Genomic DNA, 20197 nt, shown 5'->3' with positions numbered 1-20197 from the left:
TGATGCGTGATGCTGGGTATGTGTTGCGCGCCGACGAGATCCCCGATGACCTGTGGGCTGTGATCGAGCCCGTCCTACCCGCACTGGCGGGCCGAAGGGGGCGTCCGTGGAACGACCACCGGTTGACCCTGGAAGGAATCGCCTGGCGGTTCCGAACCGGATCACCGTGGCGCGATCTGCCCGAATACTTCGGCCCGTGGCAGTCGATCTGGGAACGGCATCGCCGCTGGTCGGACGACGGCACCTACATTCGGATGTTCGCCGCGGTGCGGGCGGCAGCCCCCGAACGAGAGGAACAGCTCGAACGTCTGCTGTCGATCGACTCGACGATTGTCCGCGCACACCAACATTCGGCTGGCGCCCTGACCGATGCGCACACAGGGGGCTCGGTCGAATGACAAGAATCTGGCCAACGAACCCGCAGACCACGCACTCGGCCGCTCCCGCGGCGGGCTGAGCACCAAGATCCACGCCCTCACCGATACCTTCTGCTGCCCGCTGACGCTGCTGCTCTCGCCGGGACAGGCAGGCGACAACCCCTACCTGGCGCCGCTGCTCGACGCGCACCGCGCCCACGACACCGCAGCGTTCCGCCTGCTGGCCGACAAGGCGTACTCGCACCCGAGCACCCGAAAGAACCTGCGGGAACGCAGAATCTCGCACACCATCCCCGAACGCTGCGACCAGATCCGACGCCGCAAGACGAAAGGATCGGACGGGGGTCGACCGCCGGCGTTCGACAAGGACCGCTACCGCGAACGCAACGCCGTCGAGCGTGGTTTCGGGCGTCTCAAGCAGTGGCGTGGCATCGCCACTCGATACGACAAGTACGCCACCACCTTCCTTGGTGGCGTACTCTTCGCTGCGCTCGTCATTCATCATCGTGTCCGTAAATAGCAGACACGCTCTAGAAACTAGACTGTGCCGGACTGCCTGCGTCAATTCACGCCGCGCGTCGACCCTTCCCAATACGGCGCTCGGAGCTTGAACTTCTGGATCTTGCCCGTCGCGGTATGTGGAATCGAGTCACGAAACTCCACCGAAGTCGGCGCCTTGTAGCCCGCCAGGTGCTGCTTGCAGTGTGCGATGATCTCGGCCTCGGAGACTGTGGAGGGACCCGTGGTGACCACCAGCGCCTTGACGGTCTCGCCCCATTTCTCGTCCGGTACGCCGATCACCGCGACCTGGGTCACACCGGGATGGCTGAAGATGCATTCCTCCACCTCAATCGACGACACATTCTCGCCACCGGTGACGATCACATCCTTCTTTCGGTCGGAAATCGTCAGTTGGCCCTCGCCGTCGATCATCCCGCCGTCTCCCGTGTGGAACCAACCATCACGCAGCGCCTCGTCCGTCGCCTCGGGGTTGTTCCAGTATCCGTTCATCACGACGTTCGAACGCGCCAGAACTTCACCCGAGTTGGAGATATGAAGCCGTGCACCGAGGGCGGGAAGTCCGGCGCGGGTCAGTCTGTGCGCTCGTTCCTCAAGATCAAGACCGTCATCCGCAGGCAGCGACCGGTTGAAAGTCAGCAGCGGCGATGTTTCCGTGAGCCCGTAGATCTGCTGCAGTTCCCACCCCAACTCGCTGCTCAGGCGCGCGATGGTACGGCTGGGCGGAGGAGCGCCGGCGCACACCACCCGCACCCGATCGCGACCAGGAATCTCTCCATGCCAGGACCGGGCAGCATCGAGCACCGCGTTCCACACCGCCGGAGCCCCGCACATCAACGTCACACCGTGTTCCTCCACCCGCCGGAGGATTTCGGTGCCGTCGACCTTGCGCAACACGATCTGCTTCGCGCCCAGTCCCGCCATCCCGAACGGCATCCCCCAACCGTTGCAGTGGAACATCGGCAACGTGTGCATGTACACATCGCGTTCCCACGCACGGGTGTGCATCGCGAGTGTGACGGCATTGACCCAAAGATTACGATGAGTCATCTCGACACCCTTCGGGCGCGCGGTGGTGCCGGAGGTGTAGTTGATTGTTGCCGTCGACTCCTCCGTGGGCGACGCCCAGGGGGCCGGCTCCGTATCGAAGCGCATCAGATCCGCGTCTGTGTGCTTCCCGAGTACGAACCGGTGCCGAACCTTGATACCCGACAACGCCTCTTCCAGCTCGGGATCGACAAGAAGCACTGACGCGCCGCAATCTCCGACGATGTAATCGACCTCCGCCGGAGACAGACGGAAATTGATCGGAACACAAATCCGGCCGCTCGCCGGCACCGCGTACAAGAGCTCGAGCAGTCGGGCCGAATTGTGGCTGACGACGGCGACCCGTTCGCCGACCCTGATGCCCAGACGGTCGAATCCTGCTTGCCAGGCACACACGCGGTGGGCGAGTTCCCGAAAAGTCACCTGCCCGACCGACTCGCCCGGTTGTTCCGGCTCGTCGATCACGGCCACGCTGTCAGGGAAACCGGCCGCTCCCCGCTCCAGAAAGTCTGTAACCGTAAATGGGATGTGCATCGGTCCACCTCCACGACAACGTCAACGTCACTGCCACACCGCGTGGCCACACCACACGGTATCGAGCGGCAGCCGAGTTAACTTCCGTAGTTTTCCCGGATGTTCGTGGGCGGCCGTGGATCGTTGAATGGTGGAACACGATCTGTCGCCGCACTGTTGAGCACGCACACGAAGCCGTGTCGAACAGTGGATCGACAGGAACCGGAGGTTGTGATGGTGCTGCCAAACCTCGTTGCGGCAGAAGAGGACACCTACAGCCGCGTGCTGTGCGATCAGCACGACGGAGTGTTGCGCGTGACGTTGAATCGGACCACTGCGCTCAATGCCATCAATGCGACCATGGCCAAGCGGCTACAGCAGCTGTGGTCGCTGGTTCGGGACGACGCGAGCATCCACTCGATCATCGTGTCCGCGGCTGGTGTCGAAGCATTCTGCATGGGGTTCGACGCAGAAGACCCGCCCCAGCCACTTTCCTGCGGCGGCAACGCCCTGGGATGGGAAGCTTTTGCCATCAGCCCGAAGGAATGCGGCGTCGACAAACACCTGATCGTGACCGTGAACGGCATCGCCTGTCGAGAATCATTCCGATTCTTGCGTGATGCCGATGTCGTCGTCGCGTCCAGCAACGCCTCCTTCTTCGAGCCGCCTCGTTTCACCCCTGCAGATGATGTGAGCAACAGGGAGGGTGGATTGCCAGCAGGACTTCGCACGATCTGCGCCACAAACCCGACCGTGCACAACCCTGTGACGGCATTACAAGCGCACCATGCGGGCCTGGTTCACGAAGTGGTCCCGCTGGCGTCGCTGCGAGGTACCGCCGAACGCCTTGCCCACAGGGCATGACCGTCGACTCCTGACCCCTTACTTCCCCAATGACTGCAATCTTCTACGGAAGACACCGCGCATGACTGTCACGACGATAGGGAGTTCCAGCCACACGATCGACGTAGACGGCATCACGACGCACTATCACAAGGCAGGACCCGGCGATCCCGTGTTGCTGTTGCACGGACCCTGGACCGGGGGTGTCAGCTTGGGCGAACTGGCAGCACACGATCCTGCCACTCGCCGCCAACCATCACGTTTTGGCCCCTGATGTTGTCGGGTCGGCGGCCCGTAGCTGACGGACAAGAACCGGGTGTCAGCGACACCTGGCGACCGACGATCCCGCATATCCGCGCGCTATCACGTTCTGTCCGTGCAGTTTGCAATCAATCCGGCCTACCGCCGGAACGTACTGAGAGGTCCACGTCATGCTCGACCGAATCTTCACAACCCTCCTCACTCTGGCTGGCGTCGCGGCCGACGGCAGGTACATCTCGCTCGTCGACAACGACATCGCCGGTACCGCAGACCTGGACGAGACGCCCACTGGTCGGTTGGCGCAGGCCGGACCGCAGAGCACGTTATCGGACAGATAGCGCCAGGCCTGTTTCACGGCGCTCCGATCGTGAAATATGCTGTACACCACACTATTTAGGGCCCAACACGCGGTGATGAACTGCGCATTCGTTATGACCGGAGTGCTGATTGTCGTCGGAGCGATCGGGCGTGAGAGAGTTTGTTCCCATCGCCGACTACGCATTTCCTGGGGGGACGGCTTGACTGTCTCCGAGATCTGGGAATCCCGGGACGTCCACGACAACCCTTCGACGAGGTGATCCGACCGAAGCTACCTCATCAGATCCCTCCGCCCGCCGTCTTCGAGTTGATCAACACGATCACCCGGTAGGGCGCGGAGCGCCCGACCCACCCACGAACTTTGGAGAAGTCGATGTCCATAGCTCTGACGCACGCTGCCGAGGTCCAGCAGTCCGGCGTGAACGGCCGCATCTCGCTCGAACGCAACCACAAACGAATCCGGGTGTTCTTCGCAGGTCACGTGATCGCGGACACCACCCGCGCGGTGTACCTGTTCGAGAAGGGGCACCTGCCGGTCTACTACATCCCCCGCGACGACGTGCGCACCGACTCCCTCGAGCCCCTCGACGCCACCACGTGGTGCCCGTGGAAAGGCAAGGCCAGGTACTGGGATCTCGTCGTCGACGATCGGCGGGCCGAGCGGTCGCTGTGGGGTTACGACGAACCGCTGAAGGACTCCCTCGATCTCAGCTGGTATGTCGCTTTCTACTGGCACAAGATGGACGCCTGGTACGAGGAGGATCAGCAGGTGTTCGTGCACCCGCGCGACCCTTACTTCCGCGTCGACGTCCTGCCGTCCTCCCGGCACGTGGAGGTCTTTATCGGCGACACCCTCGTCGCCGACACCACCCATCCACGCTTGCTGTTCGAGACCTCACTACCAGTTCGCTACTACATCCCTCGCATCGACGTCCGCTCCGAGTTCTTCACCGGCTCCGACGCCAAGACCTCCTGCCCGTACAAGGGCACGGCCTCGTACCTGTCGTTCACCGGATCGGACGACAGCGACCCCGTCGAGGACGCCGCCTGGTACTACCCGTTCACGACCGCGGAGGCTTCGGGCATCGGCGACCACGTGTCGTTCTACCCCGACGGCGCCAGGATCGTCGTCGACGGCGCCCCGGTGGAGGGCTGTCCGACGCCTCTGTGAACTTCGTACCTTGACCGGTGTCGCTGCGGCCGGTTCATGGTCGTTTGCTCTGGTTTCGGTCGGGTGGTGCGGGTTTCGCGATGTAGTCCTGGCCCGGCATGATCCCGGAGTTGCCCCGGGCGTCGTAGAAGTTGAGGTGGCGGTCCCCAGCTCGAGACCTGCCATGTCGTAAGTGTCGGGCGTTCCTCCAAGAACTCCGACAGCAGGGGACCGCCGTGAAGAAGAATAGCCAGAACCAGACCGTGCCCGCGATCCCGGAGCGGGTGAGCGTGGCGATGGCCAAGATCGCCGAAACATGCACGAGGGCCGCCGTCGGCGGCCTGCAGGCGATGCAGGCGATGATGGACGCCGAGGTGACCGCCCCGGCCGGGCCGAGAGGCCGTCGCGACCGGCAGCGCATCGCGGGTGCGCCATGGCCGCGAACGCGGCTCGGTGACCCTCAGCGGGCGTCGGATGCCCGTGACCCGGCCGCGGGTGCGGGCCGCCGACAGCGCCGGGGAACGGCCCACCCCGTCGTACGAGCTGGTCACCTCCACCGAGATCCTGGGGAAGATGGCGATGGAGGAGATGCTCGCCGGGCTCTCGACCCGCCGCTACACAGCCGGTCTCGAACCGGTCGGACGGCGAGCCGCCGAGACATTCTCGGCGACAAGCAAGTCCGCCGTCTCACGCAGGTTCGTGAAGTTGACCGAAGCCGCCCTGACTGAGCTGCTCGCCGCGGACCTGTCCGGGCTGGATCTGGTAGCGTTGATGATCGACGGGGTCCACTACGCCGAGTCGTGCTGCATCGTCGCCCTGGGCATCGATATCGACGGGGACAAGCACCCGTTGGCGCTGGTGGAGAGCTCGACGGAGAACGCGACGCTGGTTGCGTAAGGCGGTGGTCGACGTCCTCGATCACCCGGTGATCCAACATTGTCAGCTACACAAGATACGAGACGTGAAAAATCATCTGCCGCGACGACTTCGGAGCAGTGTCGGGCGGAATATGGCGGACACCAACCATGCCGATTCGGCGCTCGAGGCCGAGGCCGCGCTGCCCGCCCTGGCGAAGGAACTCGACCGTACCCATCTCGCGGCGGCCGCGAGCCTGCGCGAGGGACGCGACGGGACACTCACGGTGCTGCGATTGGGTGTGCCGCCCACTCTCGCCCGTACGCTGCGCTCGACCAACGCGACCGTCATGTATCGGAGTCACGAAGGTCAAGTAGAACTTTTCTCGACTCACCGTTCTCGACTGCTTCGTGAGCTAAAGCGATTTCATCTAGCGGGAACGTGAGATGAGGCAGTGGGGTTAGTGCCTGCTCGGCAAGTGCGTCGGTGATGCTCTGCGCGGCGAGGGAGAGGGCTGAACGACTATGTGTATAAAGAAGGAAGAAACGGAGCCCGAGACCTGCAGCCATGCACTCGCGGATAGGGATCGAGAGTTCGCGACCGTCGGTGGCATAGGTGGCGATGCTTGCACCAGGTGCCGCGACAGCTAGGTCGATGTTCCAGTTGTCCACGATGGCGACTTCTACAAAGATGTCCACGCCGTTGGTGAAGGCTGTGATCTGGTCGGCAACGTCGTCGTCGCGGTAATTTACGACGAAGTCTGCGCCTGCCTGTCGTGCGAGTTTAGCTTTGTCGGGCGTGCTCACTGTAGCGATGACAGTGGCACCCGCCCATCGCGCGAGTTCGATCGCGAAGTGGCCTACAGCGCCGGCGCCACCTGCAATCAAGACTTTCTTGTGCGTCACCGGTCCTGCATGCAGTAGGCACTCGTGGGCGGTCATGGCCGGAATTCCCAGACACGCACCCAGTTCGTCGGAAGCTGAGTCGGGCAACGCCACGGCTTGATTCGCGGGAACGAGGGTATATTCGGCGGCCGTACCCCATCTGCTGCCCAGCGCCGCAAGCCAAAGCCATACACGTTGGCCGATACGGCCTTCATGGACTCCTGGTCCCACTGCAACTATCCGACCGCACCCGTCCATATGAGGAATTTGGAAGTCGTCTATCGGGCGCGGAGTCTTGCCGCTGCGGGTCTTTACATCAGAGGGATTCACTGCGGAAAAGGAGACTCGAACGAGAACCTGCCCGGGACCCGGTTCAGGCTTCTCGCATTGGATGATGGAGAGAACATCGGAAGCCTCTCCGGACTTGTGGTACGTCGCTGCGCGCATCTGCATTTCTTAACTGCCGTTCGATCGGGTAGGGATAGAGCCCCGTGAAGTGGTGTAAATCGTTGTGCGCCGGGAACTGTGATGTTGGGGAGTATGCCGTAAGTGTGGTTGTTTCGTCCAGCACCATCGCCTGGGCGGGTGCGTCAGCCGCGATGACTGTCGGCGCAGGCGGGCGGAGCCCGGCAGTGGATTCCTCGGACAGGTAGCGGCGTTGGGATACCTGTCACTCGTCGTGCGCCTCGATCAACACACACCTCGCCAGACGCAGCAGCGCTGCAGGGTTGGGGAAGATACCGACGACGTCGGTTCGACGTTTGACCTCTTTATTCAGGCGCTCGATGATTTGGTCGACCATATCTTGCGCCAGTGTGCCTCCGGGAGGTCCGCGAACGCCGTGGTCTCCTCCTTTGCATTCGTTTAACATCGCTGCCACCGTGGGGAATTGAGATTCCAACATCACTGCGACGGTAGCGACACGATCACGCACCAGCGGCCCCCGTCGGCTGGCTGAAAATGACGCGTACAGCGGCCGCGACCATCTCGGATTGACACTGTCACCGATTCGCGGAACCCGATTTACACCACCCCATGGGACTCACCCTTGGAGTACTCGGTGGACTGACTTCGATGCGTGGGTATTCCGTAGTTTTTACGGATGTCCGGGATTGGGACCAAGCCCACACTGGTCAAAACAGCGCCACGGCAAGCTCGGTCGGAGGGAAAGTTATGAGCACGGAAGTGCCCCCAGAGGATAATTCAATCGTCGCGAACGGTATCAGGACGAACTACCTCGAGGCTGGTAGCGGTCCTCCTGTCGTGCTGATCCACGGGTCGGGTCCGGGGGTCACTGCCTATGCGAACTGGCGGCTCACGATCCCGGCACTCGCGGAACGGTTCCGCGTGCTTGCCCCCGATATGGTCGGGTTCGGTGGGACCGAACGGCCCCCTGGCGTGGTGTATGACCTCAAGACCTGGGCAGACCAGGTGGTGGGTTTCCTTGACGCGCACGGCATTGAGCGGGCGTCCCTGGTTGGCAACAGCTTCGGCGGGGCAATCGCGCTGCGGGTCGCCACGCAGCACCCGGAGCGTGTCGGGCGGCTGGCGCTCATGGGCAGTGCGGGTGTTTCCTTCCCGCTCACCGATGGCCTCGATGCGGCATGGGGTTACCAGCCATCGATTGAGAACATGCGTCGACTGCTCGACATCTTCGCGTACTCGCGCGAGCTCGTGACCGACGAGCTGGCCGAAGTGCGGTACCGCGCGAGCATCGAACCGGGCATTCAGGAGGCATTTTCCACGATGTTTCCCGAACCGCGGCAGAACGGCGTGGATGCACTGGTCACTCCCGAGGAGGACCTGGCACGCCTGCCTCATGAAACGCTCGTCATTCACGGCCGCGAGGACCGCGTCGTACCACTGTCGAGCTCCATTCGACTCATGGAAGTCATCCCCAAGGCCCAGCTACACGTCTTCGGCCGCTCTGGACACTGGACACAGATCGAATGGGCCGAGAAGTTCAACCAGCTACTCAACGACTTCCTCGCCAACTAGCCCAATATCGCATGCCTTGGGTTGCGTGTTCCCGTTCATTCCCGGCCCCCGGGGAGTGCGTGGGCTAGTACTGCAACGGCACTTATGGCAGGTGACCGCGGGTTCGATAGTGGGAGGTGCGGGCCTGGTGTTGTCGGCGTCTCCGCCAGTGTGACCAGGACCAGGTGTGCTCGTCGGGGTGGGCGTGTCGCAGGATCAGATACACGAGTAGGCGGCGGATCTCGGGTACCGTGTAGCCGATCATGTCCTGATCATCGGTTCCGATTCCCCTTTTATGGCTTCGGTTTTCGTGCCTGCGAGCCAGGCGAGGGCGAGCATCGACAGGGTGATGTGGGCGTACCAGGCCCGGTAGGTGCGTACCTAGACTGGTCGAGGCCGGCCTCGTTCTTGGCCTGTTGGAAGCATTCCTCGACCCGCCACCGCGAGCCGGCGACGGTGGCGAGTTCGGTGAGCGTGGTGCGGCGGGGTCCGGCGCAGATGTAGTACGCGATCTCGGTCGGATCCGACAGTGATCGGCGGGCGAGCAACCAGTGCCCGCGCCCGGGTGCCCAGGCGATCCGGATCGGGATCCGGACCCAGGAGTACTCGCGTCGGCCGTGGGCGCCGTCGCCGGCGGAGATGCGGCGCCACTGTTTCGGCGGGATCGCGGCGATCATCTCGTCGGCGCGGCCGGCGCGGCCATCCGGGGTGAACACGTCGCCGCCCAGGCGGGTGGCCAGCACGTAGGAAATGTCGCGTTCCTCGAGCCAGACCCGCAGGTACTTCACCTGCCCGTAGGCTTCGTCGGCGGTGGCCCAGGAGAATGGGACCTGTGCGTCGAGGGCGCGTTCGATCATGTGCTGCGCCAGAACGGGTTTGGTCGCGAACTTCACCTCGTCGCCGATCCCGGCGGCGCGGCACCGGTCCCGGTCGGAGGTCCAGGACTCGGGGAGGTAGAGCTCCCGGTCGATGAGCGCGTGCCCGGCGCCGGACGCGTAGGCGAGGAACACCCCGATCTGACAATTCTCCACGCGCCCGATCCTCGCGATGAGCGGAGGCGAACTGGCGGCGCGCGTATACGAGCTAGCTGCTGCCCCAGACCCTCGCAACGAATCAACCCCCGCCGTCATTGCAAGACATGCCGACGCTCTGGAAACGTATCTGCGACTGACCCTCTCCGAGTATGGATCCAAGAATCGCCTATTCATCCTCTTCGAGGACATCAAGCAACCACAACCGCGGCGCTACGCACAGGCGATGGTTCGTGCAATCGCCACCGCGTTCGACCACTGGGAACTCGACGACAACCTCGTCGAATCCATCCAGGTGCTAACCGGGGCACGCGCACCCCGTCCCGGTGCAGTCCACGACGACCACACTACCCAGACTGCGCACCAACAGACCATCGATATCGCACTCGATGCAGCGTGGGCCACAGCCACCATCGAACTCGCCCGAGTTTTACGCGCATCGTCGGCCCGCGACACCCTCATGCACATCGGCCGGGCCAGAACCGCTCTGGCGCCAATCACGGGTAACGAGGATGCGATCGATGCCATCGTTCTCGACTCGACGCTGAAGATCCTCAGTGACTTCCTTACTGGTGTTACCGAGTCCAGCACCGGCGAGTGGCCGATCGAACCTTCTGCGGTCGCTGAACTGGAACATCTCGTGACGCGCTACCGAATCGGTGCACACGGGCTCCACCACTGGGTGGGAGACCGCAAACAAAGTGTCCTCACCGGGTGGGGGCGCCTCGCCCAAGATCTGCTGTTCCTGCGAACCCACCTTGAACGCGCAAGCATCTACCGCGCAGCCGTCGTGCTCGACGACATCCTCGACATCTACACCGCCTCTCGGGCGGTCGAAGTCGTCGCCCGCGAATCCGATCTCGACGGTGTGCGGAGAATGCTTCAGCCGCCGATCGTCGGCAGCTTCGCTGCCCGCGCTGGATTACTCCGCAATCTCGAAGACCACGTCGATGAACTGCAAAAGTGCGTCGACAACCCGCAATCGAATAGCCACGGGCGGGCGGGGGAGGTTCTTCCTGTCGCGCGGATTGTCTTAGAAGCGGCCCGCGACCAGGTCGCGAAGCATGAGCCGCCGGGAAAAACTGTTGGGGCGTCGGCGCCGCTTCCGCCCCCGCTCGCTGACCTGTTCGGCGGCGGAAACGTGCCCAACGCTATCGCCGAACTCGATCCCGAAATCCTAAAGACCCTTGCGATCGGAATCACCGACGCGCGAGACTCCCGGGGCCCCTTCCAACATGTAGCCATCTCCGCGGTATGCGAGAGGATCAAAGACAACCTCAGCGCTAGCCCGGACTACAAGGGCGATATCAAGGACAAGGTCGACTACGTCCTCGAACTCCTCGTCCGATTTCTACACTCGCGCATCAACATCGAGAAAAAGTACAAACCCTACCTTTACAAGCCAAACGCGAGTGAAAACGACTTACACCTGGACCTGTTCGACTATCTCGTGGGTAGTGGTCTGGCCGGATTCGCCCAAATCGAACTAACGAATGTTGCCGGCGGTCGAGCCGATATTCAAGTCGGCTTCGGCGCCTTCCACATCTACCTAGAACTAAAGGCAGACGCGACCAAAGCACGACAGGCCGCCAAGACCGCCTACATACAGCAAACAGTCTCCTATCAAGGCGGCGACATTCGTATAGGATTCCTCATAATCCTCCGCCTCGGTGACGGCAAGGGCGCACCTCCACACCTCAGCGACCTGGTCACACACACCACCACGACAATCGCTGGAAGCGCCCACCCTCGCCACGTTGTCATCGTGGAACTGCCCGGAAACCGCACGGTTCCCTCAAACATGAAATAGAGCGACGACATCCGAATAACTTTCGGGCTCAACGCCGCGCGGCACGGCCGCGCGTTCGGAGCTCGGCCACGCCGAGGTCGTTTACCATCCCCGCGGAATCGGTGTGGCAGGCCACCTCGACGGTGCTGGCGGTCCTGGGGACCTACCCGTGGCGGTTGCGGTCGCTGCGGGTGCTTACCACCGCCGATTTCGACCGCCTCACCGACGCCTTGGACCTCCCGCCGCTCGGGGAGATCTTGACCGCCGACGAGATCGCGCGGTTCGTGGTTCGGGTCGCGTACCCCACGTGTCCGGTGGTGCTGGTGGACGAGGAGCTGGCCCTGATCGCCCCGGCGCGGGCCTACGGTGATTGGCTCGGCGCGCTGGGCCTGCCGGATCTGGCGGGGAAGGCCCGCACGCGCCTGCCCCGAAACGACCGGATTCGGCGCGCGCACCGGCCGCGGCGACAGGAGACCGCCCCAGTACGGTTCCCCGCCGCCTGCCCCGCTGTCCCCAGGGATGCTCAGCTACGCCTCTTCTGTGGGGGAGGAATCGTCTCGGGCGTCCTCGACGCGGGTTGATTCGATCGACAACTGTGCGCGGCTGAGTTGAGCGAACGCATCGGTGCGGTCGTCGGTGAAGAGTGAATTGATTATTTCGGGGCTGAGCGAGACCCCATCCTCGATGAGTTGCTTGGTGACGTGGGCGCGTATCAGCTTCCGAGTCTGGATTTGGTCTTCGTAGTCATCGTTTGAAAGGCGCTTTCGGCGCCGGTCTTGTTTCCAATCGCGGATCAGTACAAGGATCCGGTAGAGAATTTCGCCAGCGGGTCGTATGCCTGCAGCGCTGATGGCGGTGAGTACTGCGTCGAGGGGGTTGGCATAAGTGAGGCTGGTGACGTATATCTCCCCGTCGGAGGCCCAGCCTCGTTCGTTGATGATTCGACTTATCTCTGCCTCGACGGCATTCCTGGCAAGATCCTGTAACGGACCTAGGCTTAGGAAGTAAACCTCTCTTTCGATGTCGGCGAGATTCTTCCATCCGCTGGGAGGGTTGAACCTCTTGTCGACCATCAGTCGATACCACAAATCTTCTGAGTTGAACCTATAGAGCATGTTTGCGCGCGTGATCTGTTTCTCCAGGTCAGTGCTCAGCGCGCAAATGGTGTTGAGATCGGATAGGGCCGCGCTGAGGATCTGGATGGGAGCATTCGGTCCCAGGTTTATCGACACAGCGATTCGTGTGGACATCTGACGAACGTACTTCGGTCAGGTGTCAGGTGGGCCCTGGATGGCACCGATACCTGGGTGATCGATCTCGCCGTTGACGGAGACGGGCTGGTCTGGAGCTTAAATCATGCCCGCAACGTCGAGGTGGGAGGGCGAGAACCATGCCTGCCCCCGACCCCCGGGTGCTGGCTGTTTCGGGTGGTCCGGGCGGCGGGTTCGCAGTCCTCGAGCGGTCCATGCCGTCGAAGAAGCCAGTGGTGGTGCACTCGCCTTCAGGCCATCCTTTGCGCGCATCGATCACCGCGCATTCCTATCACTGAACTGGGCAGATGAAACGTCCCTGTGACGTCCGAAGGGCCACGCCCACAACGCGATACTGTCCACACAACGTCCGCCGACGAGATCGCCCGGTTCGTGGCGCGGGTCGCGTATCCCACCAGTCCGGTGGTGCTGGTGGACGAGGAATTCGCCCTGGCCGCCCTGGCGCGGGCCTACGGTGATTGGCTCGATGCGCTCGGCCTGCCGGACCTGGCGGAGAAGGCCCGCACGCTTCTGCCGGAGACCGCCGGCGGCCGCGCCGCGGCCGGACACCGCCCCTGATTCCGGGCCCGGCGCGTAGCGCCCACCTCGGTTCGGTTCCCGGTCGCCGGCACCTGGGGGGTGAGGGGGTGCGGGGTATGACATTGCGGCTGCCGACCACCCTCGCCACCGACTCGGACGCCGCGGCGATCGAGGCACTGACGAAGTATTACGACCGCCCGTACCTGGGCGACGACGCCTACGTCGGCGCGCACTTCGACTCCTGGTCCAGCACCGGTAATCGGGCCGGGGAGGCGGACCGGTTCACCGCGGACGACCTGGTCGCGGTGACGTTCCTGTCCGTGCAGGTCCCCCCGAAAGCGGCGCGGACGATCCTCGACACCCAGTCCGAGGCGCTGAACGCCTTTCTGACGGCGATAGGCCCGGACCGGGACCTGGTTCGACGAACCGGAACCGCTGACCCCGGGATGGCCCGCCTGGGACCTGGAAACGGCCCTGTGGGCGCTGCCGGGGATTGGACGAAGGAAGGCGACGAAGTTGATCGCCCGCAAACGTCCCCGGCTGTATCCGATCTGGGACTCACGGAGAAGTCCGCCAGCTCGCGGGTCTCCTCACCTTGGAATGGGCGGATCGGGATCCGCCCCTTGATGCATTGATCGACCTGTGCAAGGCATTGGTGCCGGTGCCGCCGCTGACGGGGAAGGTCAAGGGCGGCACCGGTTCCCTAGGAGGCGTGTCCGAACGACTCGGGTGGGGTCAGGCCCCAGGGGCTGAACGCCTTCGGGAAGTTGTCCCACATTCCGGGCGCACCGGGGCGCACCCGGGGCATTTCCGCGGACAGTTCGTAACGGTTACCCGCGACCCAGAAATATGTGTAGAGGTTGGCGCCCACACCGTGACGGCCGGGTCCGGTCTCGATCGGCACACCGTGCCGTGCGAGTTCGTCAGCGGCCACCTTGAGGTGGTCGAAGGACTCCATTCCCAGGGCATAGTGGTGCAGCGACTTTCCGGGCTCGGGTGTGGAGATGATTGCCACGTCGTGGTGCAGGTCGCTGGCGCGGAGCCAGGCAGCACCCATCACGCCGGGTGCGGGAGCGAAGATGTCGGAGATCTGGAAGTCCAGGATGTCGACCATGAACTCGACCAGTGGTTTCGGGTCCTGCGCCTGGAGTGTGATGTGGTCGAAGTCCAGTGCCCGGATCCCGCCGCGATGGGCGGCTCGCGCCGGATGAATGTACTGCGGCCCCTCGGCGTCGGTGAGCAGTGACAGCTCCATCACGTGGCCGGTCGGCGTCCGGAACTGCAAGGACTGGCTCACGCCGGGATCCTCGTCGCTGCGGGTGCTGTGTTCGACGCCGGCGTTGGCGAGGCGTTTGCCGTAGTGCTCGAGGTCGTCGTGCGAGTCCACCCTGAGGGCGAACCGGCGAACGCCGGTGCCACCCGAGGTCAGTACCAGGTCGCACCTTTCGTCGACGCCCGCGGTGAGCCGGACGGAACCGTCGGACCGGCCGAGTTCCTTCATGCCGAGCACGTCGACGTGAAGGCCGACCGCTTCTTCGAGGTCGCCTACGGCGAGTTCGGCGTGGGACACCTGTGAGATTCCCATGATTGGATCAACTCCTGTCAATGTTGTCGTGGTAGGCGATATTTCCGGCGCTCTCCCGCCGATTGATGCCGAGGCTGTCGAGCATCCGCGAGTTCTCTACGAGGATCATTCGGACGTTCGTCGTGCCGTCGTTGTAGTGCCGGTGCCAGACCCATGGCGGGGTGTAGACGAAGTCCCCTGCCGTCCAGCGCAGGGTCTTCCCGCCGATCTCGGAGTAGCCGCTGCCGTCAACGACGCAGTGCACGGATTCGTGCAAGTGCCGCTGAAGGTCGGTCGCCGTTCCGGCCGGAATCTCCTGGAGGTAGAACTCCATGGACTTCGCCGGCACGTCCGCGAGTACCCCGACCCGGCTGGGGTTGCCGGTGATCTCCTCCTCGAGCCAGCGCGCGCTGTCCGGGCCGGTGACCAGGCCGTCCGGCAGCGAACGCTCCGGGTCGAAATCCTTCATGTCGTGCAGCTTTTCCATCCACACGTCGAAATTCGTCATTCTTTCCGCCTTAGATCGAGGTCATTCCGCCATCGACGACGTGCGTCGACCCGGTCTGGAAGCTGGCGCGCTCCGAGCAGAGATAGGCCACGAGCTCACCGATCTCCTCCGGCCGCCCCCAGCGGCCGACGGGGAGCTCGGCGGCGAGCTGCCGCCGCTCCGTTTCCTCCACTGAGGTACCCGCCGACGTGGCGGCCGCCGCCACCAATGCCCTCCGCCGCGTGGTATCGACGTGCGCCGGGGCGATGACGTGGGTAGTGATCCCGTTCGGCGCAACCTCACCCGCGAGGGACCGAGCCAGCGCCGCCACGCCGGCACGCATCACGTTGGACGTGTGCAGGCGGGGCAGTGGCCGCACCACACCAACCGAGGTGAGGTAGATCAGCCGACCCCACTCCGAGGCCAACATGCCCGGCAGGACCGCGTTGGTCAGCGAGATGGCACTGTCGAGGATCAACCGGTAGGCCGACTCCCAGTCCGCTTGTGCGAGTTCGGTGGCCGGAGCGGCCCGCGAGCCGCCGGTGTTGGAGACGAGGATGTCCACACCGCCGAGAGTGTCGAGGGCAGACCGGACCGCGCCGGTGGCGGCGCCGGGCATGGTGAAGTCCGCGATCGCCCAGCCCGCCGCCCCGAGGTCCCGGGCGACGTCGGCCGTGTGCGGTCGGGTTCCGGTGATGAAGACTTCCGCGCCGCCCGCCCGCAGCGATGCCGCGACGGCGGCACCGATCCCGCTCGACCCGGCGGTCACCAGCGCCCGCTTGCCCGTGACGGTCATGCCGCGGCGCCCCCCTCGGTGCGGTCCGGCTCTGCGGAGCCGGCGGTCCGTGCGTGTTCGGCCGAGGTGGCCAGCAACCCGTCGATCAGTCCCAGCGGTTCCGTCCAGTCGTACTGGTTGAACTGGGTGTTGATGCGCAGGAACATCGGATCGCCGGCGTAGAAGCGTTCATAGAGTTCATGGCGTCCGCCGAAGGCGGAGACCGCCAGATCCGCTGCCACCTTGAAGACGGAAATGCGGTCGACGCTGCTGTTGTCGGGGCCGCGGTAGAACTTGGCCAGGTCCGACGCGATGGGGGAGTCGAACGCACTGACGTCGGCCGGCTGGTAGAGCAGTCCGCCGGCGAGGATCTGCTGGAGGATCTCGCGCACCCGTGGATACCAGCGGTTTCCGGAGTTGCGGATGGCGTACAGCGGCCGGAGGTCGGGGAAGAGGACACCGTCCTGGTTGGGCGTGGCGCCGGCCTCGGACGCGAGGATCGCGGCCCTTGTCAGTTCGATGTAGGTGCTGATCTCCCCGAGGGCGTCCCGGACCTGCGGGAACTGATCTGTCTTGACCACCTCGGTGGCCCGCTTCGCCAGCCCGGCGACGAACTGCAGCTTCGCCATCAGGCGGACCGAGGTCTGGGCTCCGGTGAAAGCGTTGGAGTTGATCTCCCAGATCCGGTTGACCCGCTCGTAGTCCTGGTTGATGAAGACCCGGTCCCAGGGCACGAGCACGTCGTCGAAGACGACCACCGCGTCCATCTCGTCGAACCGGCTCGACAGCGGCTGGTCGAACGCATTGCCGCCGCCGAACGGCTCCCGGCAGATCAGCCGCACGCCGGGTGCGTCGGTCGGGATGGCGAAGGCGATGGCGTAGGGCTTCTCCTCCGGGGCGAACTTGCGCAGCGAGAACGGCCAGACGAGGATCTCGTCGGAGTAGGGTGCGGCCGTCGCCAGCATCTTCGCGCCGCTGACGATCAGGCCCTCCGCGGTCTGCTCCTTGACCCCGAGATAGGTGTAGGGGTCGGGCTGCTGTGACGCGGGCTTGGACCGGTCCACGGGCGGGTCCGCGATCGCGTGGGACAGGAACAGGTCGTTGTCCCGCACGTGCCGGAAGTAGTCGCGTACCTTGTCGGCGTTGTCGCCGAAGAAGTCGGCATTGGCGTTCCAGGCCACCAGCATGGCGCTCACGAAATCCGTGGTGCGACCCATCATGCCCAGGGTGGAATCCGCCCACTTCTTGTGCATGGCGTGTCGTTGCTCCAGGTCCTCGCGGGAGCGCGGCTCGAGGAACTGCACTCCGACCGGGCCGTCGCCGTCGGCGGGTTCGAAGAGCATGTCCTCGTTGCCGTCCTCGAACTGGAGGTCGTACAGGCGGGCGATCTCGGCGGCGGCACCGGCCGTGGCCGGGTGCCCGACGACATCGACGATCTTCTCCGATCCCACCCACAACTCGGGACTGTGCGTGCGCAACCTCTCGAGGTACGCTGCGCCGTTTCGTGCGGTCATGACTTTCCTTTCAAGAATCGAATGTGTGCCTCGTTGAACTCGTCCGGTTTCTCCCACTGCGGCCAATGCCCGGCCCCCTCGATGACTTCCAGGCGACTTCCCGAGATGAGTGTTTCGAGCAGGGAGGCCTCTTCGACGGCGGCGGTCGGGTCGTGGTCGGTCCACAGCAACAAGGTCGGGGCGAGGATGCGGTCACACCATGTCGGTGACCACACGAAGGGGCGCCGGTACTCCCAGTCCTGCACCGCAAGGATGTTGGCCATCGCCGTCTCGAAGCCGGACTGGGAATAGATCCGCAGCCGCAGGCCCACGAGTTCGTCGGTGACCAGGGACGTGTCGTGGAAGAGCCACTCGACCCTGGCTCGCACGGTCTGCGGGCTGGCCTCACGAACCGCCTTCATGCTCGATTCCTTCAGGCCGGCCATCACCTCGGGCTTGTTGGTGATGTTCCCGGGTGTGTTGAGGACCATCCCGCGGACGCGAGTGGGGTGGTGCGCGGCCGTCCAGGCCGCGACCCAGCCGCCGAGGGACTCGCCCGAGAGGTCGGCCCGGTCGATGGACAGCGCGTCCATCAACGCCACGAGATGATCGCTGAGATAGTCGATGGTGTACGGCCGGTCGGGCTTGTCCGAGTAACCGTGCCCGGGCATGTCGTACAGGACCAGATGGAAATCCTTGGCCAGATCCCGCACGTTGCGCGCGTACGCCTCCAGGTGCCCGCCCGTCCCGTGCACCAGGATCAGGCTCGGTCCGCTCCCGGCCTCCACGACCCGCGTCGCGACTCCGTCGACATCGACCGTTCGTTGAACCAGGTCGACACCCGCGAGGTCTCCCCAGATGCTCACATGCTCTTCCACGGCAATCCTTCCTGTTGCAACCAGGCCCGGCTGGTTCGGCTCGGCGGCAGTCATGCCGCCCCGATACATTTCGCCGGCCGGATGCCTATCCCCGGTACCTGACTGATATCCGACCAGTGACTGCGATCACACGTAACATGCTGGCATACTAAGATCTCAATGACAAGATGCTGTTTTTCCGCCGCGGTGTCGCGTGGGGCCGCCAGGCGGATGCGGTGACCGACACAGCGATGCCCCACACATGCTTGCGCCGGTGCAGACAGCGGAGCGGCTCCGCGCCCTGCCCGGGCTCGGTGTCCGCGGGCGGATGCGGCGCACGGGGTAAGCCGTGCTTCCCCGGCCCGCACAGCGGAGTGTGCGCGCTACTCGCGTTCTGCTCTCGGAACGATCTCGGCGGTCGCCTCAGAGATCATCGCCGTCGACCTCCCCGTGTTCGCCCTGACGGGCACGCGCCATTCGGCCGGATTCAACTCACGGGGCGGGGACGCCGCTCGGGTCGGTCTTTCTCCGGCACTCCGGAGCCTGATGGCGCTTCGCCGCCCGGCTACGGCTGGGCCGCGGGCTTACACCCTGTCGAGGGTGACCCGCTGCCTCGCCTGCCGTGGACGTGACCGGCGAGTGGCTAGATGTGAACGCCCATCCAGAATCGCGAGAGATGCCCTTCCATGAGCTCTCGCGCAAGCCCTGGTTCCCGGCGCGAGATCGCCCCTGCAATGTCGGAGTGTTCACTCTGAGATCTGCGCAGGTCCGTGCTGACTCGGTTCTTCTGGATGTAAAAATCGCTCAGATCCCAGGCGTGTTTGGCGAGCTCGGTCAGTCGCTGGTTGCCGCTGGCTGCCAGCACGGCGGAGTGGAAGTCGCGGTTCGCGGCCGCGAAGGCCGCCGCATCGTCCGCCTCGGCTGGGCCGGCGCAGCGGCCAAGTGCAGCATCGATGTCGGCCAGTTGCACCTCGGTGGCGTTGAGGGCTGCCAGCTTGGCGCCCGCACCTTCGAGGATTCCGGCCAGGGCGAAATGCTCACGGACCCTCTCTTCGTCGGGGATGATCACCCGGCACCCCACCTGGGGGATGATGGAAATGAATCCCTCGGACGCCAGCCGCATCGCAGCGTCCATGACCGGCCGGCGGCTCACGCCGAACTCCTGAGCGAGTTCGTAGGTGCTCAGGACCTCCCCGAACTGGTAATGCCCTTGCATCAGCCGGGTGCGGAGGGCGTCGTAGATCTGGTCCGTCTTGCTCCCCGACGCGGTCATGGTCATGGTCATGGAACATCCAGCCTCTCGACGATCACTGCACGGGACCAAACCGATGAGGGTTGACCCTGTCAGATTCTAGTATTTCAATACCATATCTCGCTCGAGAATACGGCTCACACGATCGTACTCGAGGCGCTCGATGATGCGGTCCAACCGAACGCGGCGACGGAACAGATGGCGCCCAGAGGATCCATCAAACGCCCTCTGGGCTAGGTGAATGCGGCCGACCGTGGGGCTGCCTTACCGGCGGTCGACGACGACGTAGATCGCCGGTGGACCGGAACAGCTTCCGGTCGCCTTTGACGGAGAGGCTTGTCAGGTCGATCACACACCCCTAAGCTGACATACTAAGATCTCAGTTCGAGAGGTGGAGCAATGAGCACATCGACGT

General features: G+C 64.2%; 17 protein-coding genes and 5 pseudogenes. 10 read left to right on the top strand and 12 right to left on the bottom strand.

Features of this window, described 5'->3' with window-relative positions:
* Window positions 1–20: 20 nt before the first annotated feature.
* Window positions 21–897, top strand: a protein-coding gene (locus ACH49N_RS23225; protein WP_397504779.1) for an IS5 family transposase whose coding sequence is annotated in 2 segments (ribosomal slippage) — window positions 21–365 and window positions 367–897 — 876 coding nt in all. Because the reading frame shifts where the segments join, the coding sequence is not laid out codon by codon here.
* Window positions 898–938: 41 nt separating this feature from the next.
* Here ACH49N_RS23225 and ACH49N_RS23220 read toward each other — a convergent pair.
* Window positions 939–2477, bottom strand: coding sequence for an AMP-binding protein (locus ACH49N_RS23220; RefSeq protein WP_005254542.1), 1539 nt, complete (start codon window positions 2475–2477; stop codon window positions 939–941).
* A gap of 213 nt (window positions 2478–2690) precedes the next feature.
* On the opposite strand from ACH49N_RS23220, the gene ACH49N_RS23215 reads away from it, so the two are divergent.
* The 4 genes and pseudogenes from ACH49N_RS23215 to ACH49N_RS23200 all read left to right on the top strand — a co-directional run.
* Entirely contained in the window at window positions 2691–3320 is a 630-nt protein-coding gene (locus ACH49N_RS23215) for an enoyl-CoA hydratase/isomerase family protein (protein ID WP_005254541.1), read from the top strand.
* Between the two features lie 410 nt (window positions 3321–3730).
* On the top strand, window positions 3731–3898 hold the full coding sequence (locus ACH49N_RS23210) for a hypothetical protein (protein WP_157792686.1): 168 nt from the start codon (window positions 3731–3733) through the stop codon (window positions 3896–3898).
* Between the two features lie 353 nt (window positions 3899–4251).
* Window positions 4252–5049: a DUF427 domain-containing protein gene (locus tag ACH49N_RS23205; RefSeq protein ID WP_012687216.1), complete on the top strand. Its 798-nt coding sequence runs from the start codon at window positions 4252–4254 to the stop codon at window positions 5047–5049.
* A 368-nt stretch (window positions 5050–5417) separates the two neighbouring features.
* Window positions 5418–6226, top strand: a pseudogene (locus tag ACH49N_RS23200) (transposase); the annotation flags it as partial.
* Between the two features lie 4 nt (window positions 6227–6230).
* On the opposite strand, the gene ACH49N_RS23195 reads toward ACH49N_RS23200, so the two are convergent.
* From ACH49N_RS23195 to ACH49N_RS23185, 3 genes and pseudogenes are all read right to left on the bottom strand, one after another.
* Entirely contained in the window at window positions 6231–6824 is a 594-nt protein-coding gene (locus ACH49N_RS23195) for a zinc-binding dehydrogenase (protein ID WP_241769506.1), read from the bottom strand.
* A gap of 54 nt (window positions 6825–6878) precedes the next feature.
* Window positions 6879–7214: pseudogene (locus tag ACH49N_RS23190) on the bottom strand (alcohol dehydrogenase catalytic domain-containing protein); the annotation flags it as partial.
* A 226-nt stretch (window positions 7215–7440) separates the two neighbouring features.
* A pseudogene (locus tag ACH49N_RS23185) lies at window positions 7441–7759 on the bottom strand (transposase); the annotation flags it as partial.
* 181 nt (window positions 7760–7940) lie between these two features.
* Between ACH49N_RS23185 and ACH49N_RS23180 the strand changes: the two are divergent.
* Complete coding sequence (locus ACH49N_RS23180; RefSeq protein ID WP_011133506.1) at window positions 7941–8765, top strand: alpha/beta fold hydrolase; 825 nt, start codon at window positions 7941–7943, stop codon at window positions 8763–8765.
* Between the two features lie 240 nt (window positions 8766–9005).
* Here ACH49N_RS23180 and ACH49N_RS23175 read toward each other — a convergent pair.
* A pseudogene (locus tag ACH49N_RS23175) lies at window positions 9006–9781 on the bottom strand (IS701 family transposase); the annotation flags it as partial.
* 454 nt (window positions 9782–10235) lie between these two features.
* Here ACH49N_RS23175 and ACH49N_RS23170 point away from each other — a divergent pair.
* Entirely contained in the window at window positions 10236–11585 is a 1350-nt protein-coding gene (locus tag ACH49N_RS23170; RefSeq protein ID WP_358274832.1) for a hypothetical protein, read from the top strand.
* A gap of 101 nt (window positions 11586–11686) precedes the next feature.
* Entirely contained in the window at window positions 11687–12145 is a 459-nt protein-coding gene (locus ACH49N_RS23165) for a hypothetical protein (RefSeq protein WP_012687223.1), read from the top strand.
* Here the strand turns inward: ACH49N_RS23165 and ACH49N_RS23160 are convergent.
* Window positions 12092–12814: a hypothetical protein gene (locus tag ACH49N_RS23160; RefSeq protein ID WP_012687224.1), complete on the bottom strand. Its 723-nt coding sequence runs from the start codon at window positions 12812–12814 to the stop codon at window positions 12092–12094. The two genes, ACH49N_RS23165 and ACH49N_RS23160, sit on opposite strands and share 54 nt — an antisense overlap.
* 321 nt (window positions 12815–13135) lie before the next feature.
* Here ACH49N_RS23160 and ACH49N_RS23155 point away from each other — a divergent pair, with 321 nt between their 5' ends.
* Together ACH49N_RS23155 and ACH49N_RS23150 are read left to right on the top strand one after the other, a co-directional pair.
* Window positions 13136–13393 (top strand): hypothetical protein, encoded by a 258-nt coding sequence (locus tag ACH49N_RS23155; protein ID WP_012687225.1) that lies wholly within the window; start codon window positions 13136–13138, stop codon window positions 13391–13393.
* 77 nt (window positions 13394–13470) lie between these two features.
* A pseudogene (locus ACH49N_RS23150) lies at window positions 13471–13981 on the top strand (DUF6308 family protein).
* A 76-nt stretch (window positions 13982–14057) separates the two neighbouring features.
* Here ACH49N_RS23150 and ACH49N_RS23145 read toward each other — a convergent pair.
* The 6 genes from ACH49N_RS23145 to ACH49N_RS23120 form a co-directional block, all read right to left on the bottom strand.
* Window positions 14058–14939 carry a VOC family protein gene (locus tag ACH49N_RS23145; RefSeq protein ID WP_012687227.1) on the bottom strand — a complete coding sequence of 294 codons (882 nt, stop codon included), beginning with the start codon at window positions 14937–14939 and terminating at the stop codon, window positions 14058–14060.
* 7 nt (window positions 14940–14946) lie between these two features.
* Window positions 14947–15426 (bottom strand): cupin domain-containing protein, encoded by a 480-nt coding sequence (locus tag ACH49N_RS23140; RefSeq protein WP_012687228.1) that lies wholly within the window; start codon window positions 15424–15426, stop codon window positions 14947–14949.
* A gap of 10 nt (window positions 15427–15436) precedes the next feature.
* The gene (locus ACH49N_RS23135) at window positions 15437–16201 is read right to left on the bottom strand and encodes an SDR family oxidoreductase (protein ID WP_012687229.1); all 765 of its coding nucleotides are present in this window, start codon (window positions 16199–16201) and stop codon (window positions 15437–15439) included.
* Complete coding sequence (locus tag ACH49N_RS23130; RefSeq protein WP_012687230.1) at window positions 16198–17694, bottom strand: 4-hydroxyphenylacetate 3-hydroxylase family protein; 1497 nt, start codon at window positions 17692–17694, stop codon at window positions 16198–16200. Before ACH49N_RS23130 ends, ACH49N_RS23135 begins: the two co-directional genes overlap by 4 nt.
* A complete protein-coding gene (locus tag ACH49N_RS23125; RefSeq protein WP_358274836.1) occupies window positions 17691–18605 on the bottom strand; it encodes an alpha/beta fold hydrolase in 915 nt (304 codons plus the stop codon). Before ACH49N_RS23125 ends, ACH49N_RS23130 begins: the two co-directional genes overlap by 4 nt.
* Window positions 18606–19173: 568 nt before the next feature.
* Complete coding sequence (locus tag ACH49N_RS23120; RefSeq protein WP_012687233.1) at window positions 19174–19815, bottom strand: GntR family transcriptional regulator; 642 nt, start codon at window positions 19813–19815, stop codon at window positions 19174–19176.
* Window positions 19816–20197: the final 382 nt, after the last annotated feature.

This window comes from Rhodococcus sp. NPDC019647, assembly GCF_044389235.1.
Classification (GTDB): domain Bacteria; phylum Actinomycetota; class Actinomycetes; order Mycobacteriales; family Mycobacteriaceae; genus Rhodococcus_F; species Rhodococcus_F oxybenzonivorans.
The sequence above is the reverse complement of the archived record's forward strand: the minus strand, read 5'-3'. Positions and strand labels throughout refer to the sequence as shown.

Excerpts from the sequence above, each read along its gene's own strand:
- ACH49N_RS23160 (WP_012687224.1), bottom strand. The coding sequence starts at position 12,814 with ATGTCCACACGAATCGCTGTGTCGATAAACCTGGGACCGAATGCTCCC.
- ACH49N_RS23135 (WP_012687229.1), bottom strand. The coding sequence starts at position 16,201 with ATGACCGTCACGGGCAAGCGGGCGCTGGTGACCGCCGGGTCGAGCGGG.
- ACH49N_RS23125 (WP_358274836.1), bottom strand. The coding sequence starts at position 18,605 with ATGACTGCCGCCGAGCCGAACCAGCCGGGCCTGGTTGCAACAGGAAGG.
- ACH49N_RS23180 (WP_011133506.1), top strand. The coding sequence starts at position 7,941 with ATGAGCACGGAAGTGCCCCCAGAGGATAATTCAATCGTCGCGAACGGT.
- ACH49N_RS23130 (WP_012687230.1), bottom strand. The coding sequence starts at position 17,694 with ATGACCGCACGAAACGGCGCAGCGTACCTCGAGAGGTTGCGCACGCAC.
- ACH49N_RS23195 (WP_241769506.1), bottom strand. The coding sequence starts at position 6,824 with ATGACCGCCCACGAGTGCCTACTGCATGCAGGACCGGTGACGCACAAG.
- ACH49N_RS23140 (WP_012687228.1), bottom strand. The coding sequence starts at position 15,426 with ATGACGAATTTCGACGTGTGGATGGAAAAGCTGCACGACATGAAGGAT.
- ACH49N_RS23220 (WP_005254542.1), bottom strand. The coding sequence starts at position 2,477 with ATGCACATCCCATTTACGGTTACAGACTTTCTGGAGCGGGGAGCGGCC.
- ACH49N_RS23145 (WP_012687227.1), bottom strand. The coding sequence starts at position 14,939 with ATGGGAATCTCACAGGTGTCCCACGCCGAACTCGCCGTAGGCGACCTC.
- ACH49N_RS23170 (WP_358274832.1), top strand. The coding sequence starts at position 10,236 with ATGCACATCGGCCGGGCCAGAACCGCTCTGGCGCCAATCACGGGTAAC.
- ACH49N_RS23215 (WP_005254541.1), top strand. The coding sequence starts at position 2,691 with ATGGTGCTGCCAAACCTCGTTGCGGCAGAAGAGGACACCTACAGCCGC.
- ACH49N_RS23210 (WP_157792686.1), top strand. The coding sequence starts at position 3,731 with ATGCTCGACCGAATCTTCACAACCCTCCTCACTCTGGCTGGCGTCGCG.
- ACH49N_RS23205 (WP_012687216.1), top strand. The coding sequence starts at position 4,252 with ATGTCCATAGCTCTGACGCACGCTGCCGAGGTCCAGCAGTCCGGCGTG.
- ACH49N_RS23120 (WP_012687233.1), bottom strand. The coding sequence starts at position 19,815 with ATGACCATGACCATGACCGCGTCGGGGAGCAAGACGGACCAGATCTAC.